Here is an 18,811-nt window from a genome sequence, read left to right on the forward strand (position 1 = left end):
CGCCTCACCCGGAATTCTAAAAAGAATTCCGACCTTTCTAAAGGAGAGGTGATCAAAGACAACAAAACTAATTATTGGTATGGCTGAAAAAGAGAAAAAAGAACTTATCATCATTGGGGCGGGCCCGGGAGGCTATGCCGCGGCTTTCCGCGCTGCCGATCTGGGAATAAAGGTCACCCTTATCGATCCCGAGGTTAATCCCGGCGGGGTATGCCTCTATCGCGGTTGCATTCCTTCCAAGGCGCTGCTTCACCTTTCACAGGTAAAACAGGAAGCTGAAAAAGCTGCCGAATGGGGATTAAAATTCGAAGAACCTGAGATCGACCTGAAAAAGATCAGGAAATGGAAAGAAAGCGTGGTGAAGAAACTTACCCAGGGGCTGGGACAGCTTTCGAAAAGCAGGAAAGTGGAATATATCAAAGGCCATGCTTATTTTAAAAGCGATGAAATACTGGTGGTGGAACCCGGGGATGGCGAAAAGACCGAAATGGGTTTTGAAAATATTATCCTTGCCACGGGATCTGAAAATATTTCACTTCCCGGTGTGGAGATCGACCATAAATATATTCTCGATTCTACGGACGCCCTGGAATTAAAGGAAATTCCCGAAAGTCTGCTCGTGATAGGCGGCGGATATATAGGCCTGGAAATGGGAAGCGTTTATGCCGCCCTGGGCTCAAAGGTTTCAGTAGCCGAAATGACCGCAGGCTTTCTTCCCGGTGCCGACCGTGACCTGGTAAAGGTCTTTGAAAAGGAACAGCCATTTGAAGAATTGTATTTCAGCACGAAGGTGGAAAAATTGGAATTAAAGGATAAAAAAGTGCAGGTAAAACTGAAGCCTGAAGATGGCAAAGCCCAAGAAAAGAAATTTGACAAGGTACTTATAGCCATTGGCCGCCAGCCGCAGACCAAAAGTCTGAAACTCGAAAATTGCGGACTGGAGACCAATTCTGACGGTTTTATAGAAGTCGACAGCAAAAGAAGGACTGGCAAAAAGAATATTTTCGCCATTGGCGATCTTACCGGCGAGCCTTTGCTCGCTCATAAGGCTACCCATGAAGGCCGTGTCGCTGCAGAAGCCATTGCGATGGATGACGGTGCGGCTTACGACCCAAGGTCAATTCCCGCGATCGTTTTTACCAATCCGCAGATCGCCTGGTGCGGACTCACCAGCGGAGAGGCAAAAGAAAAAGAAATGCAGGTGGAAATACTAAAATTTCCCTGGAGCGCCTCGGGCCGTGCGGTAGCCATTGGGCAACCAAACGGCATCACCAAACTGATCGTCGAAAAGGAAACCGGAAGGATCCTTGGTGGCGCCGTAGCCGGGTATAATGCCGGGAACATGATCATGGAAATTTCGCTCGCCATAGAAATGGCAGCAACAGCCGAAGATATAGCCTTAAGCATCCACCCACACCCAACTTTATCGGAAACGATCATGGAGGCCGCCGAAATATATTCAAGCAGTCCGACCCATATTTCGAGGTGAGTTTGTTTGAGCAGTTCAGTTAAAAAATGGGGCATTGAGTTAAAAATTAGTTAATTAACCAGACAATCTGGTATTTATCATGTGGCTCTTTTAAATTGCCCGCGTTCGCAAAAAAATCCTTTTTTTGCCCTAATAAATATTAGGAAACCAACAAAGACCACATCCCTACCTCTGTGGTCTTTTTTTATGCCCGTTGTTTTATTTATTCCCTATCTTCTCCCCCTCCGGTGGTTCTCCTCTTCTTCCTTTTTAGCTCTAAGGGTGAATGATGTAAAAGAAAAATAGTAGATTTAAACAAACTTTAGATTTATCTCCCGGAAAATTAAAAAAGGTATTCAATATAGATTATTTGCCTTTTGGGACAAAAGCGGCAACAAAGAGACTTTATTTTTTCTACACACGGAATAATTAAAAAAGTAAGTAAAGTTCCAAAGGCAGAAATTCATAAAGCAGAAAAAATCAGAACTGATTATTTAAATGAAAAGTAAAAGTTATGGAAACAAAGAAGAAAAATAGAATAATGACTTTAGACCAAATGAAGGACAAACATATTGGTAAAATTGGTTCTGAAGAAAGGGAAAAATACGAATTCGATTTACGGTTAGATGTTCTTGGAGAAATGATTAAAACTGCCAGAAAAGAAAGACATTTAACACAAGAACAGCTTGGAGAATTAATTGGAGTACAAAAATCTCAAATTTCAAAATTAGAGAGGAATGCTAAAAATGTTACCATTGAAACAATCCTCAAAGTTTTCAAGGCGCTAAAAGCAAACATAAAATTCAGTATCGAAATGGCTGATGGAGATTTCAAGGTTGCTTAGAACAAGAATACTCCAGCTAGAAAAAACGGTTCACCGCAAATAACTGGTTTTACGAAAAAGAACTAAATTAATTTACATAAATAACAGAACCGGAAAACCAATTATTTTAAAACATGGAAATTCCTAAATTTCACGAAACATTTATTCCAATTCTCAAAACTCTCTCCGATGGAAATACAATGCACCATCGTGAAATGAGTAAAAAAATTATAGATTCTTTTTATTCCAATTTAACAAAAGAACAGTTAGAGAAAAAAACCAAAAGTGGTGATATTCTAATTCTAAACAGGATAGCCTGGGGTAAATCGTATCTAAAAAAAGGTGGCTTTATAGAATTTCCAAAACGGGGAATGGTCAGAATAACAGAGAAAGGTCTTAAATCGGTTAATCGAAACTTAACTTTAAAAGATGTCGAAAACTCATCCGGCTTACTTGATTTTTATACCGAAGAAAATCCTTCAAAAAAAACTACTCCTGAAAAAATAACCAATGCGTCACCCCAGGATTTAATTGATGAAGGCTTTACGCAAATTGATACGGAAGTTAAAAATGAACTTCTGACTAAACTAAAAACTATCGACCCTTTCTATTTTGAAAAAGTCATTTTGATTCTTCTGAAAAAGATGGGATATGGCGACTTTATTGAAACGGCAAAAACAGGTGATGGTGGGATCGATGGAATTATTAATGAAGATAAGCTGGGTCTAGACAAGATTTATATACAAGCTAAAAGGTATGGCGACAATAAAGTAAGAGAAAAAGACATTAGAAATTTTATTGGCGCTATGAGCGGAGATACACAAAAAGGAGTATTTGTAACAACTTCAAATTTTGATAAAGGAGCTATTAAAAAAGCAAGCGATGCGCATCATACAATAATATTAATAGATGGTAATAAGTTGACGGACCTGATGCACGAATTTAATGTAGGACTTCAAATCAAATCTGTTTACGAAGTAAAAGAATTAGATATAGATTTTTTCGAAGGGGAGTGATTTCCGACTAAATAGAGCAAGGAAATATTTGAAATCCCGGTTTTTTACGAAAAAGTGTATTTTTAGAAATCAGAAAATAAAAATCTAAACCTAAATGCCTGTTTTATAAAGTTTCAGATCTTAAAAATCTCACTTATGAATAGAAAACATTTTATTGAAACCATGGGTATTTTAGGTGCGTCTGCATTGATGCCCCTGCCAGGATATTCAATGTTTGAAAAACCTAAATTTAAAATGGGGCTTCAGTTATATACCATAAACGAGAACATGAATAAAGATGCTGTAGCTACGCTAAAGGCTGCAAAAAGTATGGGATATGAAGATTTTGAAACATTTGGGTTCGATGGTGATATTGGAACTTTCTACGGATATAAATCATCAGAATTCAAAAAGATCCTGGAAGAACTTCAAATTACTGCCTCGAGTGGACATTTCGGATTTTCATCGTATCTCAATAGATCAAACGATGAATTAAAAGGCTTTGTAGACCAGTGTATCAGAGGTGCTGAAGATCTGGATCTAAAATATATTACCTGGCCCTGGATAGCTCCTGAACAACGAACGATGGATAATTTCAAAATAATGGCAGATAAATTAAATGTGATTGGTGAACAGGTAACTTCCGCAGGCCTTGGATTTGCCTATCATAACCACGGTTTTGAATTTTTAGATCACAATGGTGAAACCGGATTTGATATTATTTTGAGGGAAACCGATCCAGAACTTGTCAAACTTCAACTGGATATGTACTGGGTTATGCATTCTTCTAATTCTAGTCCCAGGGAACTGGTTAAAGATCAGCCCGGTCGTTACGTAATGTGGCACATTAAAGATATGGACAAAATTACGAGAGATTATACCGAGCTGGGAAATGGTTCCATAGATTACACTTCCATACTTCCTGATCCGGCAGAGTCTGGCCTTGAATTCTATTACATTGAACAGGGAGGAAATTACACCCATAATCCCATGCGAAGTATAGCTGATAGCGCTGAATTCTTCAAAAAACATTTGCAGAAATATCTATAATAACAGGCAATTCCTGAAAGAAGGATTTCATATAAGCCAGCGCAAACCAACTATTACCAGAAAAGCAGAGTTCAAAATTGTTAACGACCAAAAGCATTAAGCCAATAAATCCGCTTCCATAATTCAGCTGCATTGGGAAACCAGAACACTTTTTTACACTAAATTTATTAATGATATGTTTCCAAAAGATTTTTATTCCTATTTAGCAAACAACACTCTGGTTGAAATAAAAGGAGGATTAACAAGGCCCTCTTTTTTAAAAATCTGGATGGTAGAGGTAGATAAAAGAATTTTCGCCAGAAGTTGGAACAAAAGCGAAAGAAGTTGGTTTACTGAGTTTCAAAAAACAGGAATCGGAGAAATAAAATTTGGGGATAAGGTAATCCGCGTAAAGGGGAAGAAAATTAATGCCAGTAACCCCATTAATCAGAAAATTAGTGAAGCCTACCTCAAAAAATATGATCAGCCAGGAAATTTGAAATATGCAGAAGGGATTTCTCAACCCGAATATTTCGAATATACCATGGAATTCTTCCATCAGGAACCACATTAAAACTACGATCCACAACGCAGGTCCATCGCAAAGAGCGGCTGCTGGAAAAGTTCTAAACTTAACTTCCATGATGTAATTTTAATTACAACAAGCCTTAGGAGAAAGTCTGGGCCCGTTGAGAATACCTCCGTAAAAAAACCAGCCCTGCGACTAGTTCACGAATCGATTCACTTTATTAAATCATCTTTTTATTGCTCCTAAAAAGAATGGCGGTAAAAAGAGCAACTGCATTTTACAGAAAATTGTTAGCTTTAATTTTTTCTAAATTTGGTTTCGGAGTAAAAGATCAATACCACAGGCCGTAATACTCAGTTAAAATGGAAGTGAATTTCAGCAATATATTTTATGATTTCTATTCAAATGTAAGAGCTATGTTACCCAATATTATCGGGGGTATTATCGTCTTACTATTTTTCATAATCCTGGGAAAGCTGTTTTATAAATATGTGGGCGGCCAGATTCAGTTAAAATGGAAACAGAGCATTATCTCTAATTTCATTGCTGAAGCCAGCAAATGGGCTTTTTATCTTGTTGGGATAATTATAGCCTTAAATCTTTTCGGTTTTGGAGGTATCGCGAGCAATTTGATGGCCGGTGCCGGTATTAGCGCCATTATCTTCGGATTTGCTTTTAAGGATATTGGGGAGAATTTCCTGGCAGGAATTATTTTAGCTCTTAAAAGACCCTTTGAAATTGGTGATATTATTGAGGTTGATGGCTATAAAGGAAACGTTAAACACATCGATCTAAGACTAACGCACCTGCGAAATGTGGAAGGGAAAGATATTTATATTCCCAATTCTTCGATCATAAAAAATACGCTGATAAACTATACCAAAGACGGTTATCTAAGAGTGAATTTTATGATTGGCATTGCACCCGAATGTGAAATAAATCTTACCCGAAATCTGATCCTGGATTACTTAAAACAGAACCGGCAAATTTTAAAAACCCCTCCCCCGAATGTTATAGTGCAGGAACTAGGTGAATTCACCACAGATCTACAGATACTTTTCTGGGTTGATATTTTAACGAACAAAAAATTACCAGACAGCTACCTGGGCCATAACATCAGAAGCAAGGCCATTGCTGATATCAAAGAAATTTTAGATAAAAACAATATCTCCATGCCTTCACAGGTAATTGAACATAAAATGTACCAGGACAATAAGATTGAAATCCGCAAAAATGAATAAAAAATCGCGGTTTTCAGGCTTTTTTATTCCAAGCAGCTAATTATAAAATTGGTACTGGGCCTTGAAATAAAAAGCTCGTAACAAAAAAGTCTTTAAAGCCTCAAAAAATTATACTATTTAACCTGAAATCAAAGGAACATTTAGGAGCTTTGTATCCCGAAAGGCGGTAAACATGAAAAAAGCAAAATGACTGATTTAAAAGAAAAACATCCGGCTGATATCGCAGAACAATTGGCTGAAATGGATGAAAAGGAGCGGGATATTTCTTTTTTATTGTTGGGAAACAAAAAAACGGAAGTCTTCAGCTATTTTGATGATCAAACAAAAGAAGAAGTCGTAAAAGGTCTTGGTGACAATGAACTTGCCAAACTGATCAACAATATGAACCCCGATGACCGCACGGGTTTATTTGAAAATTTCCCCGATGAACTTATCAAGCACCTGGTAAATCTCCTCAATGAATCTGAGCGCAATATCGCCCTCAATCTTATTGGGTACGAGAAAGACAGCATCGCCAGGTTAATGACCCCGCACTATATCCAGGCGCGTTCAAACTGGACCGTAGAAAAGGTCCTGAACCAGATCAAAAGATTTGGCAAAAAAGCCGAAACCCTCAACTTTATTTATGTTGTTGATGAAAACAACAAGCTTATAGACGATTTGAGAATTGGTGAATTATTAATGGCAGAACTCGATACAAAGATTTCTGACCTTATGGACTATGATTTTATTGGCATAAGAACGAACCTGAACATTGAAGATGCCTTTAATACATTCGACAAATATGATCGGTCTGCACTGCCGATTATAACCGATAACGGCACGTTGGTGGGGATCGTGACCTTTGACGATATTCTGGACAAGATCAAGGAACGGGATACCGAGGACATTCAAAAATTTGGTGGTGTGGAAGGTCTGGAACTTTCATACACAAAGACTCCTCTGCTTGAACTGGTAAGAAAAAGGGCCGGCTGGCTTATCATCCTCTTTATTGGTGAAATGCTAACCGCTTCTGCCATGGGTTATTTTGACGCCGAAATAGAAAAAGCCGTTGTTTTGGCACTTTTCGTTCCGCTTATCATATCAAGCGGTGGTAATTCCGGTTCGCAGGCAGCTTCACTTATTATCCGCGCCATGGCCCTGCGGGAATTAAGACTTAAAGACTGGTGGTATGTAATGCGCAAAGAAATTCTTTCAGGATTATTACTGGGAACTATTTTAGGCACGATAGGTTTTATTCGGATCTTCGTTTGGCAGGAGACCGGCATTTATGATTATGGCCCGTTCTGGCTGTGGGTGGGTTTGTCTGTCTCGGTTTCCCTGCTTTTCATTGTACTTTGGGGAACACTTTCCGGTTCTTTGATACCTTTTGCCCTAAAGAAGTTAGGCCTGGATCCTGCAACCGCTTCCGCTCCTTTTGTAGCTACCCTGGTGGATGTAACAGGGCTTATCATTTACTTTTCAGTTGCGGCCATGTTCCTTTCGGGTAAACTACTTTAGAAAAGTTTTTTTGCCAGGATCATTTCAGAACGCTTCATCAAAGCTCGGAATTTTCATCATTTTTTCGGCTTATTTACCTTTCTGTTTGAAGATTACTTCTCCGGGAAAAGCACAAAATTTGATACATCCTGAAAAAGAAGAAACTATTTATCAGTAAAATAATTATCTTAAAGCCCGCACTGACAGCTTTAACAGCTTCTTTCGCCGGATCATTTGCAGCCAAAACCTTTTTTGAGTGAAACAAGGATAAATTAATATTTTAACTGTTCTAAGCCAATAATGAAAGCTAACGACACGATGAAAATAGCAGTCGCTCAATTTGAACCTAAAGATGGCGATAAGAACTACAATCTTTCGCTTATTAGGGATCTTGCGAAAAGGGCTAAGGCTAAGGGAGCCGATGTGATCAGTTTCCATGAAATGAGCATTACAGCTTACACTTTCACGAAAGACCTCAGCAGGGATGAAATGATCGAATTAGCAGAAGAGGTTCCATCAGGAAAAAGTACCAATGAACTCATAAAGATTTCTTCAGAATTAGATATTATCATCCTGGCCGGGCTGGTTGAGATTTCTGAAGATAAAATTTACAATACTTATATCTGTGTAAATAAAACCGGATTGGTGGCCAAACATCGCAAGCTGCATCCGTTTATCAGTAAATTCATGTCGGCCGGGGATAGCTATTGTGTCTTTGATCTTTTAGGCTGGAAATGCGGAATTTTAACCTGCTACGATAACAATGTCATCGAAAATGTACGTGCCACCTGTATTTTAGGCGCCGACCTGATCTTTGCCCCTCATGTCACCGGTTGCACTCCTTCCGCCATGCCGGGCCGGGGTTATGTGGCTGATGAATTCTGGCAGAATCGTGAAAACGATCCTGTTTCTCTTCGCCAGGAATTCGACGGACCCAAAGGCCGCCAATGGCTTATGAGATGGCTTCCGGCGCGGGCTTATGATAACGGGGTTTATTATGCGTTTTCCAATCCTATAGGGTACGACGGTGAACATTTAAAGAATGGGAATTCTATGATCATCGACCCTTACGGGGAAGTTTTATCTGAGATTAGATCTTTTGAAAACGACATTACTATTTCTACCATCACCAAAGATAAACTAGGACTTTCCGGCGGCTTCAGATATAAAAATGCACGCCGTCCTGAACTTTATAAAAATATCCTCGGAAAAGACCATAAATCTGAAACTTCTCCCGTTTGGATGAAGAAAAATAATGCTTCAGAAAGCTGAACCTATCCAGATGTTCGATATATTTTTTCATAAAACTTCTGTTTAAAAGTTCTATATTAGAGAACTTTAATTATCTTTGTTTCAGATGCACGGGAATGAAAAGAATAGTTTCAAAAAAGATATTAAGAGAATTCTGGGAAAAACATCCTGATTCAGAACAATATCTAAAGACCTGGTATGAAACAGCTAAAACTTCCCATTGGAATTCTCCCAATGACATTAAGAAAACTTATATAAATGCCAGCATTTTAAAAGATAGTAGAGTCGTTTTCAACATTAAAGGAAACTCATATAGGTTAATTGTAAAATTTAATTACAACAGACAATGGGCTTTTATAAGATTTGTTGGGACACATGCAGAATATGATAAAATAGATGCTGATACCATTTAAAAACTTGGGTTATGAATATTAAACCTTTAAAAAACGAACAAGATTACGAGAAAGCTTTAGAACGGCTTGAGGTAATATTTGATGCTCCAGCGAACTCCCAAGAAGGAGACGAAGCAGAAATCCTATCAATGTTAATCGATAATTTCGAAAATGAACATTATCCAATTGAAGCTCCAGATCCAATTGAAGCTATAAAGATCAGGATGGAAGAAATGAATCTTAAGCAAAAAGATTTAGTTGGCGTAATTGGTGGAAAAAGTAGAGTTTCAGAAATTTTGAATAAAAAGAAAAGGTTGACTGTAGATATGATTAGAGAATTGGAAAGAATTCTAAATATTTCTGCTTCTGTATTGGTAACTAATTACCAGTTATCTAAATAAAAAAAAACCGCTCATCATCGTAATTGCAGATATGAGGTAAAAAAGTTTTTAAAAAATCCTGGAATAGAAACCCAAAAGCTAATCAATTCCTGTTCTTACTACTACATCTGCCGAATATCCATGACCGAAAAAAATAAAAAAGGTGACCTGCTTAGATCACCTTTTTTCGAAATTTATGCGGCCTGATTATTTAGAATCAAGATCAAATCGGTCTAAATTCATCACTTTTGTCCAGGCTGCCACGAAATCTTTTAAAAATTTCTCTTTGGAATCGGCGGTCGCATAGACTTCAGCAAGCGCTCTTAATTCAGAATTCGAGCCGAAAATAAGATCCACTCTGGTTCCCGTCCATTTCACATCACCGGTTTTTCGGTCTTTTCCTTCAAAAACCTGCTGCTCATCAGATTTTGCCGACCATTTCACCCCCATATCCAGTAAATTCACAAAGAAATCGTTGGTAAGAGAACCCGGATTTTTGGTAAATATTCCGTGTTTCGAGCCGTCGTAATTGGTATCCAGAACCCGCATTCCTCCAACCAGAACGGTCATTTCGGGAGGTGTTAAGGATAATAGCTGAGAGCGATCAACCAGCATTTCCTCCGGAGAGGCCGAAATATTCTTACGTTTTTTCGCATAATTTCTAAATCCATCACCCGTTGGCTCAAGAGCTTCAAAAGCTTCGACATCGGTTTGTTCTTCTAAAGCGTCACCTCGTCCCGGAGTGAAAGGCACTGTAATATCATGTCCGGCATTTTTCGCTGCTTTTTCGATAGCTGCACCTCCACCAAGAACGATAAGATCGGCGATGGAAACCTTTTTATTTCCAGACTGGCTCTTATTGAAATCCTCCTGAATACCTTCCAGCGTTTCCAGAACTTTTTGAAGCTGTGGCGGATTGTTCACTTCCCAATGTCTTTGGGGAGCAAAACGGATTCTTGCTCCATTGGCTCCTCCGCGTTTATCAGAATCTCTATAGGTAGAAGCTGAAGCCCAGGCTGTTGTTACGAGTTGGGAAATTGTTAATCCTGAATCGAGTATTTTAGATTTCAAACTTTTAATATCCCCATCATTGACAAGTTCATGATCAACAGCCGGAATAGGATCCTGCCAGATAAGATCTTCCTCCGGTACTTCAGGTCCTAAATACCTGTTTTTTGGCCCCATATCGCGGTGTACCAGTTTGAACCAGGCCCGGGCAAAGGCATCGGCGAACTCATCAGGATTTTCGTAAAAATGTCTGGATATTTTTTCATAATCGGGATCTTCCCTAAGTGAAATATCGGTGGTTAGCATAAAAGGCGCATGTTTTTTAGAAGGATCATGGGCGTCTGGAATCAAATCGGCTCCTGCACCATTTTTAGGGTGCCACTGATAAGCTCCACCGGGCCCTTTCGCGCATTCCCATTCGAATCCGAAAAGATTTTCGAAAAAGTTATTGCTCCATTTGGTAGGAGTTTTGGTCCAGGTTCCTTCAATACCACTGGTAATGGTATTTTCGGCATTTCCGGAACCGAAAGAGTTTTTCCAGCCCAGTCCCTGCTCTTCTATGGCCGCTCCGGCAGGTTCTGCTCCCACATATTTTTCGGGATCGGCTGCACCATGGGTTTTTCCAAAGGTGTGTCCGCCGGCGATCAACGCGACAGTCTCGTAATCGTTCATGGCCATACGCCCAAAAGTCTCGCGGATATGTCGCGCTGCCGCAACAGGATCGGGATTTCCATTTGGCCCTTCCGGATTTACATAAATTAATCCCATATGAGTGGCTCCCAGCGGATTTTCCAGCTCCTCGCCCATAAAACGTTCTTTATTACCAAGCCATTCACCTTCAGAACCCCAGTAAATATCTTCTTCAGGCTGCCATACATCTTCACGGCCCCCTCCAAAACCGAAAGTTTTTAACCCCATTGATTCCAGAGCACAGTTTCCGGCAAGGATCATTAGATCGGCCCATGAAATTTTCCTTCCATATTTCTGCTTAACAGGCCAAAGAAGAAGTCGGGCCTTGTCTAAATTAGCATTGTCAGGCCAACTGTTGAGCGGTGCGAAACGTTGTGAACCTGAAGCTCCGCCGCCACGACCATCGGCAATACGATAAGTTCCCGCGCTATGCCAGGCCATTCTGATAAAAAATGGACCGTAATGGCCAAAATCTGCCGGCCACCAGTCCTGTGAGTTGGTCATCAGCTCAAAAAGATCCTGTTTCACCCCCTTGAGATCAAGGCTTTTGAATTCTTCGGCATAATCAAAATCTTCTCCCATAGGATTGGATTTTGCACAATGCTGACGAAGGATTTTGAGATTTAACTGATTTGGCCACCAGTCTTCATTAGTAGTGCCGGTACCTGCAGTATATTTTACGGCTCCCCCGATAAACGGGCATTTGCTGGATTCATTAACTTCCCAGACCTTATGATTATCTGAATGATTGTGTGGTTTATTATCTGCCATTGTGGAAAAGATTTTAGTGGTTAATACTTTAAAAATATAATAATTTTTCCTTATATATTTTGATTGTTTATAGTTAAAAACTATGCTTCTTCAACAAAATTTATGATCGGGAGAGGAAGATTCTCAGAAGCAGCATTAAAAACAGCGGAATTAGATCTAAAACCACAAATCCGAAGGAAAATTTCAAAGGCTCGGAACCATAAAGCGAAAAACTCCTTCCAGGAAATTCCTTAAGAAGGAGTACCATTTCAGCTCGCAAACGTTTTCGAAAACAGCTTAAATAAAAGCCTTTTCCTTTTTCAGAAATGAATTCAAATTTCCGGCGATATCAAAGCAACCGCTCACTTTAGAAATACTGGTGCAGGACCTGGAGTCTGGTTTATAAGATTTACAGGTGAAATTAGAAAGATCAATTTCACTGAAATTACTGTTCAGCTCCAGACATTTATTATACAGACTACTAATGTTGCTGTAGTCTTTAGGTTCGATATTATTCTTGAGAAGATATCCTTTTAAGAAATTTTCTATGGCTGCTTGTGAATGCTTGCAAACAAGAAAAGAAACCACATCTTCTTCGGGCCTGCACAGCTCTTCACCTGCAGCCTCCAACTTTTGAAAGGCCTCTTCAAACAAGCCTCTGACTTTAGTTTCCATAATTTTAAGTTTTAGAGTAAAAAAATACGTTTTTAGCTATACCTCTGAATCATGATGTTCTGAACATATAACTAAAAACGTATTTGAATTGATTAAGATTTATTGGTAATTACATATCTCTGAAAAGTTCCAGGCGTTCCCATTTCACTTCAACCTCTTCCTGGGCTTGTTTCAGTAAGGCTTCACCCACTTCGGCATTTTCTTTAGCCACCCGGGTAAAGCGGGTCTCAATATACATAAAGTCCTTAACCGGGATCTGCGGTGGTTTTGAATCCAGTTTAAAGCGTTTTCCTTTGGGCTGCGCAGGATTGAACCTGAACAAAGGCCAGTAACCAGATTCTACCGCTTTTTCCTGATGCAAAGCGCCATCTTTAAGATCATAGCCATGTTCCCCGCAATGCGAATAAGCAATGATGATGGAAGGTCCCTCATAGGCCATTGCTTCTTCGATAGCCTTGAGCGTTTGGAGATCCTTGGCACCAATGGCTACCTGGGCTACATATACATTTTGATAGGAAACTGCCTGTAAAGCAAGACTCTTTTTCGATGTACGTTTACCGGAAACCGCGAATTTCGCGCTTGCTCCCAGCGGAGTGGCTTTAGACATTTGTCCGCCGGTATTCGAGTAAACTTCGGTATCCATCACCAGGATATTGATATTTTCACCCGATGCCAGCACATGATCTACTCCACCGTAACCAATATCGTAGGCCCAGCCGTCACCACCGAGTATCCATACTGCTTTTTTACGCAGATATTCACTCAGCTCATTAAGTTTCCTGGCCTCATCACTATCGAGATTGGCGAGAATAGCTTTGAGTTGTTGAATTTGTGCAAGCTTTTCTTTTTTCTGAATTTCATCCCCTTCAGGATTGTTAAGAATGGCTTCCACAAGTTCACTTCCAACCTCATTTTCGAGAGATTTTAGCAGGTCTACGGCGATCTCTTCTTTCTTGGTAAGAGCCAGTCGCATACCCAATCCGAATTCTGCGTTATCTTCGAATAAAGAGTTCGCCCAGGCAGGTCCCTGTCCGAGAGAATTCTTTTTATAAGGAGTGGTTGGAAGGTTACCTCCATAGATGGAAGAACAACCGGTAGCGTTCGCAATTAAGATCCTGTCGCCATAAAGCTGGGTAAGCATCTTGATATAAGGTGTTTCCCCACAGCCGGAACAGGCTCCAGAAAATTCGAATAAGGGTTCAAGGAATTGCGAACCTTTCACATTGGTGATCTGTAATTCGGTACGATCGTAATAAGGCAGATTCACAAAATAATCCCAGTTCTTATTCTCTTTTTCGGCGACTTCAAGTTTATTGCGCATATTAATGGCCTTGAAGTTCTCTACCTCCTTGCTTTCGGCAGGACAAACCGCCACGCACAGATCGCAACCGGTACAGTCTTCAGGAGAAACCTGAAGTATGTAAGAATCGGTTTCACTGGTAAACGGACGTCCTTTTGCAGCCACTGCTTTCAAAGAATCTGGAGCATCGACGAGATCTGCAGTCGGAACCACTTTCGCTCTGATCGCTGCATGTGGGCAGATCGCAACGCATTTATTACACTGTGTACAAAGGTCTTCTCCCTCCCAAACCGGGATGAAATCGGCAATACCGCGTTTTTCATACTGAGTGGTTCCTGTTGGGAAAGTTCCGTCTATTGGAAATGCGCTTACCGGAAGTTCATCTCCATAGCCGGAAAGGATCTTGCCCAGTACTTCTTTCACGAACGGATCGGCTTCTCCGGTCATCATAGGCCTGAGCTGACGATCGTTTGTAATGTTTTTAGGATATTCCACTTTTTGAAGATATTCCAGTGATTTATCAACTGCGTTAAAGTTCATCTTCACGATCTTTTCTCCCTTATGCGAGTACGATTTCACAATGGCATCTTTGATCTTTTGAATGGCTTCATCTTTTGGTAATACGCCCGAAATGGCAAAGAAACAGGTTTGCAGCACCGTATTGGTACGTTTTCCCAGTTTAGCTTCATGAGCCACTTTGGTGGCATCTACCACGTAGAATTCCAGCTCATTTTCCACGATCTTTTCCTGCATTTTCTGTGGAAGCTCATTCCAGATCTCTTCATTTGAAAATGGGGAGTTCAAAAGGAAAGTTCCGCCTTTTTTGATCTTTTTCAGAATATCATATTTCTCAATGAAATTGAACTGATGGCAGGCAAGGAAATCGGCTGTATTTATAAGATAACTGGAATAAATTGGCTCAGGCCCGAAACGCAGGTGAGAAACGGTTTGAGCGCCGGCTTTTTTGGAGTCATAAACAAAATATCCCTGCACATAATTATCGGTAGTTTCCCCGATGATCTTAATCGAGTTCTTATTCGCGCCCACGGTACCATCTGATCCCAAACCGTAGAACATACAGTTAAAAGTGGTCTTTTTGGTTTTGAATACAGGATTATAAAGCAGACTCGTATGGGTCACATCATCATTGATACCAATGGTAAAGTGGTTCTTTGGTTTTGGCCTTTCCAGGTCATCAAAAATTCCTTTTACCATCGCCGGATTGAATTCTTTAGAAGATAATCCGTAGCGGCCACCAACAATTACAGGAGTTTCCCTTTCGCTTTCAGCAAAAGCGGTTACTACATCAAGATATAAGGGCTCACCGGTGCTTCCGGGCTCTTTGGTTCGATCTAAAACAGCTATTTTTTTAACCGTTTTCGGCAACTTATCTATGAAATGTTCAATAGAGAATGGTCTGTATAAACGAACAAATAAAGCGCCTACTTTTTCGTCAGAATTCAGCAGGGTATCAACTGTTTCTTTGACCGCTCCTTCACCAGAACCCATGATAATGATCACTTTTTCAGCTTCAGGGTGGCCTACATAATCAAACAGATTATAGCGTCTGCCGGTATGTTCAAAGAACTCATCCATCACCTCCTGGACGATTCCGGGAACTTTTTGATAATGCAAATTTGCGGCTTCCCTGGCCTGGAAGAATACATCAGGGTTTTGAGAAGTACCGCGAATTACCGGAGAATCGGGATCCAGGGAGCGTTTTTTATGCTCCATGATCTTATCTTCGGGCATCATCGCTTTGATAACTTCATCGGGAATTCCATCTATTTTGGAAATTTCATGAGAAGTCCTGAAACCGTCAAAAATATTCAGAAACGGGATTCGAGATTTTAAGGTCGCCACCTGTGAGATCAGGGCGAAATCCTGGGCCTCCTGAACGGAACCTCCAAAAAGCATGGCAAATCCTGTTTGACGGGCTGCCATCACATCAGAATGGTCACCAAAAATGGAAAGCGCATGGGTGGCAACAGTTCTTGCCGCCACATGAATGACTGAAGGCAGTAATTCCCCTGCTATCTTATACATATTGGGGATCATAAGCAGCAAGCCTTGCGAAGCCGTAAAAGTAGTGGTAAGTGCGCCTGCCTGCAGGGAACCGTGAACGGCCCCGGCTGCGCCTCCTTCACTTTGCATTTCAACAATTCTTGGGATATTGTTCCAGATATTTTTCTTTCCTTTTGAACTAAAAATATCTACGTGTTCTCCCATTGGGGAGGCCGGCGTTATGGGATAAATCGCGCAGACTTCATTAGTTTTGTGTGCCACTCGTGCTACCGCTTCATTAGCGTCGCAAATGAGCTTAGGGCTTTCCTTAGTCATCACTCCATTTTTAAATTATTGGTAATCAGTTACGCACCATGAAGCCACTCTTTCTTTGCAAGGAGTTCTTCTTCGGTCTCACGATGATCTTCATCGGGAACACAACAATCCACAGGACAAACTGAGGCGCATTGAGGTTCATCATGGAATCCCTTGCACTCGGTACATTTCTCGGCGATAATAAAGTAGAATTCGTCAGAAAGCGGTTCGTTCTCAGCATCAGCGTCGATTTCCTTTCCTGATGGGGTTGTAACCGTACCGCTTAACACAGTTTCATCTGAATAAGACCAGTTTTGATCTGGCTCATAGATCGCGTTGTTTGGGCATTCTGCAATGCAGGCATCACAGTTGATGCATTCATCGGTTATTGTAAGTGCCATAATCGTAAATTTTTAATTGAAATTTTCGTATAAATGTACCCAGCCCTTACCTGCATTAATATGACTTTCATCATATTTCAGTTAAAACAGAAAAAATATCTCAGCCTCTGAATCTTAGGCTAATATGACATCGATCATATTTATTAGCCTATACTGCTTTTAAATTTGATACCGATATCTTGAAAAATCGGTTGTTAACTGATCTTCCTCAAATAAGCCGAATATGATAACTTTAGAAAAGAAAAAACCTCAAGCACAAGCCCTGAACAACGTCGTAATTCGATTCGTTGGCGATTCAGGAGATGGAATGCAACTCACCGGGACACAGTTTTCTGACACCTCAGCGATGTTTGGAAATGATGTGGCCACTTTCCCTAATTATCCTTCTGAAATAAGGGCTCCCCAGGGAAGCCTCTACGGAGTTTCGGGCTTCCAGGTACATATAGGAAGCGTTGAAGTAAGTACACCGGGAGATAATGTAGATCTTCTCGTGGCCATGAACCCCGCGGCCCTGAAAACGAACCTCTACGCGGTAAAACCCGGGCATACTATAATAGTAGATACCGATTCATTTACCAAAAAGAACCTGGAAAAGGCCCTTTATGAAAAAAATCCGCTGGAAGACGGCAGTCTTGAGAATTACCGGGTGATCCAGGTACAGATGACTTCTTTAACCAAAGAGGCGCTGAAAGACGTGGAAGGTCTCGATAATAAGAGTATTACCCGTAGCAAGAACATGTTTGCCCTTGGTATGGTTTACTGGTTGTATAACCGTTCTCCCGAACATACCATCGATTTTTTCAAGAAAAAATTCAAAACAAAACCACATCTAATTGAGGCTAATAAAAAGGTACTCAACGCCGGATATTTCTATGCGGAAACCATAGAACTTATTCCTAATTCCTATAGTATTTCTCCTGCAAAAATGGCGAAAGGAACCTATAGGATCATCATGGGAAATACCGCTACCGCTTGGGGCTTCCTGGCAGCCGCAGAAAAATCTGGGCGGGAATTATTCCTTGGATCTTATCCTATCACGCCTGCGACCGACATCCTTCACGAACTGGTAAAACACAAACATTTTGGTGTGAAAGCTTTTCAGGCTGAAGATGAGATCGCCGGAGTAACTTCGGCAATTGGAGCATCTTTCGCGGGTGATCTTGCAATTACCACCACTTCAGGACCCGGTCTTGCTCTTAAAGGAGAAGCAATAGGCCTGGCTATGATGATAGAATTACCGCTTGTTGTCGTGAATGTACAACGTGGCGGACCTTCCACAGGATTGCCTACAAAAACAGAACAATCTGACCTGTTACAGGCCTTATTTGGGCGTAACGGAGAAAGTCCGGTGATCGTGATCGCTGCAAGTACTCCTGCTAATTGCTTCAACTATGCTTATGAAGCCGCGAAACTCGCAGTGGAACATATGACTCCCGTAATTCTCTTAACCGACGGATATATCGCTAACGGTTCTGGCCCCTGGAGGATCAAAACTGTAGAAGAAATGCCCGAGATCAAAAATCATTTGATCAAAGAAGCTAAAGAAAACTGGCATCCTTATGACCGGGATCCGGAAACTTTGGCAAGAAACTGGGCGATTCCGGGAACTCCCGGCCTCGAACATCGCGTTGGCGGACTCGAAAAAGATAAAGTAACAGGAGATGTTTCGCACGTACCTGAAAATCATGAAATAATGGTTAGAACACGTGCGGAAAAAGTGAAAAGAGTGCAGAATTATATCCCTCCAATAATGCCTGAATTCACCGATGAAGGTGACCTGCTGGTAGTAGGCTGGGGCGGAACATACGGTGCGCTTCATTCGGCTGTAAAAGAATTATTTGAAGAAGGCTATCGCAATATCGGGTTCGCTCACTTCAATTATATCAATCCGCTGCCAAAGAACACTGAAGAAACCTTCCGAAGGTTCAAAAAAGTGATCGTGTGTGAACTTAACAGCGGTCAGTTCGCCAATGTACTTCGAATGAACATTTTCGATATCGAATTCTTACAGTATAACAAAATACAGGGATTGCCTTTTGCCAATTCTGAACTTGTTGAAAAATTTAAAAGCCTTATCTAGA

General features: G+C 40.7%; 15 protein-coding genes. 11 read left to right on the top strand and 4 right to left on the bottom strand.

All coding sequences use genetic code 11. The annotated features are described in order from the left end of the window. The first annotated feature begins 79 nt into the window (after nt 1-79). The 10 genes from lpdA to C7S20_RS03445 all read left to right on the top strand — a co-directional run bounded on the left by lpdA (nt 80) and on the right by C7S20_RS03445 (nt 9,608). The gene (lpdA, locus tag C7S20_RS03395; protein WP_107011155.1) at nt 80-1,489 is read left to right on the top strand and encodes a dihydrolipoyl dehydrogenase; all 1,410 of its coding nucleotides are present in this window, start codon (nt 80-82) and stop codon (nt 1,487-1,489) included. Nucleotides 1,490-1,982: 493 nt separating this feature from the next. Then, complete coding sequence (locus C7S20_RS03405; RefSeq protein ID WP_107011156.1) at nt 1,983-2,312, top strand: helix-turn-helix domain-containing protein; 330 nt, start codon at nt 1,983-1,985, stop codon at nt 2,310-2,312. Nucleotides 2,313-2,425: 113 nt separating this feature from the next. Beyond that, nucleotides 2,426-3,307, top strand: a complete 882-nt coding sequence (locus C7S20_RS03410) for a restriction endonuclease (protein WP_107011157.1) — start codon at nt 2,426-2,428, stop codon at nt 3,305-3,307. 135 nt (nt 3,308-3,442) lie between these two features. After that, the gene (locus tag C7S20_RS03415; RefSeq protein WP_227009091.1) at nt 3,443-4,336 is read left to right on the top strand and encodes a sugar phosphate isomerase/epimerase family protein; all 894 of its coding nucleotides are present in this window, start codon (nt 3,443-3,445) and stop codon (nt 4,334-4,336) included. Nucleotides 4,337-4,511: 175 nt separating this feature from the next. Further along, complete coding sequence (locus C7S20_RS03420; RefSeq protein WP_107011158.1) at nt 4,512-4,889, top strand: DUF2255 family protein; 378 nt, start codon at nt 4,512-4,514, stop codon at nt 4,887-4,889. A gap of 371 nt (nt 4,890-5,260) precedes the next feature. Beyond that, the gene (locus tag C7S20_RS03425; protein ID WP_159039862.1) at nt 5,261-6,085 is read left to right on the top strand and encodes a mechanosensitive ion channel family protein; all 825 of its coding nucleotides are present in this window, start codon (nt 5,261-5,263) and stop codon (nt 6,083-6,085) included. A 186-nt stretch (nt 6,086-6,271) separates the two neighbouring features. Further along, on the top strand, nt 6,272-7,585 hold the full coding sequence (mgtE, locus tag C7S20_RS03430; protein WP_107011160.1) for a magnesium transporter: 1,314 nt from the start codon (nt 6,272-6,274) through the stop codon (nt 7,583-7,585). 279 nt (nt 7,586-7,864) lie between these two features. After that, a complete protein-coding gene (locus C7S20_RS03435) occupies nt 7,865-8,836 on the top strand; it encodes a nitrilase family protein (protein WP_341476516.1) in 972 nt (323 codons plus the stop codon). Nucleotides 8,837-8,931: 95 nt separating this feature from the next. Next, a complete protein-coding gene (locus tag C7S20_RS03440) occupies nt 8,932-9,228 on the top strand; it encodes a type II toxin-antitoxin system HigB family toxin (protein WP_107011161.1) in 297 nt (98 codons plus the stop codon). A gap of 11 nt (nt 9,229-9,239) precedes the next feature. Then, nucleotides 9,240-9,608, top strand: coding sequence for a helix-turn-helix domain-containing protein (locus tag C7S20_RS03445; protein ID WP_107011162.1), 369 nt, complete (start codon nt 9,240-9,242; stop codon nt 9,606-9,608). Between the two features lie 186 nt (nt 9,609-9,794). Here the strand turns inward: C7S20_RS03445 and katG are convergent, their stop codons facing one another. From katG to C7S20_RS03465, 4 genes are all read right to left on the bottom strand, one after another. Further along, entirely contained in the window at nt 9,795-12,056 is a 2,262-nt protein-coding gene (gene katG, locus C7S20_RS03450; protein WP_107011163.1) for a catalase/peroxidase HPI, read from the bottom strand. Between the two features lie 276 nt (nt 12,057-12,332). Then, the gene (locus tag C7S20_RS03455; protein WP_107011164.1) at nt 12,333-12,710 is read right to left on the bottom strand and encodes a HEPN domain-containing protein; all 378 of its coding nucleotides are present in this window, start codon (nt 12,708-12,710) and stop codon (nt 12,333-12,335) included. A gap of 109 nt (nt 12,711-12,819) precedes the next feature. Then, nucleotides 12,820-16,350, bottom strand: coding sequence for a pyruvate:ferredoxin (flavodoxin) oxidoreductase (gene nifJ, locus C7S20_RS03460; protein WP_107011165.1), 3,531 nt, complete (start codon nt 16,348-16,350; stop codon nt 12,820-12,822). Nucleotides 16,351-16,379: 29 nt separating this feature from the next. Continuing rightward, nucleotides 16,380-16,730: a 4Fe-4S binding protein gene (locus tag C7S20_RS03465; RefSeq protein ID WP_107011166.1), complete on the bottom strand. Its 351-nt coding sequence runs from the start codon at nt 16,728-16,730 to the stop codon at nt 16,380-16,382. A gap of 223 nt (nt 16,731-16,953) precedes the next feature. Here C7S20_RS03465 and C7S20_RS03470 point away from each other — a divergent pair, with 223 nt between their 5' ends. Further along, a complete protein-coding gene (locus C7S20_RS03470; protein ID WP_107011167.1) occupies nt 16,954-18,810 on the top strand; it encodes a 2-oxoacid:acceptor oxidoreductase subunit alpha in 1,857 nt (618 codons plus the stop codon). The last annotated feature ends 1 nt before the right edge of the window (nt 18,811 follow it).

It is taken from the genome of Christiangramia fulva (assembly GCF_003024155.1).
Taxonomy (GTDB): Bacteria; Bacteroidota; Bacteroidia; order Flavobacteriales; family Flavobacteriaceae; genus Christiangramia; species Christiangramia fulva.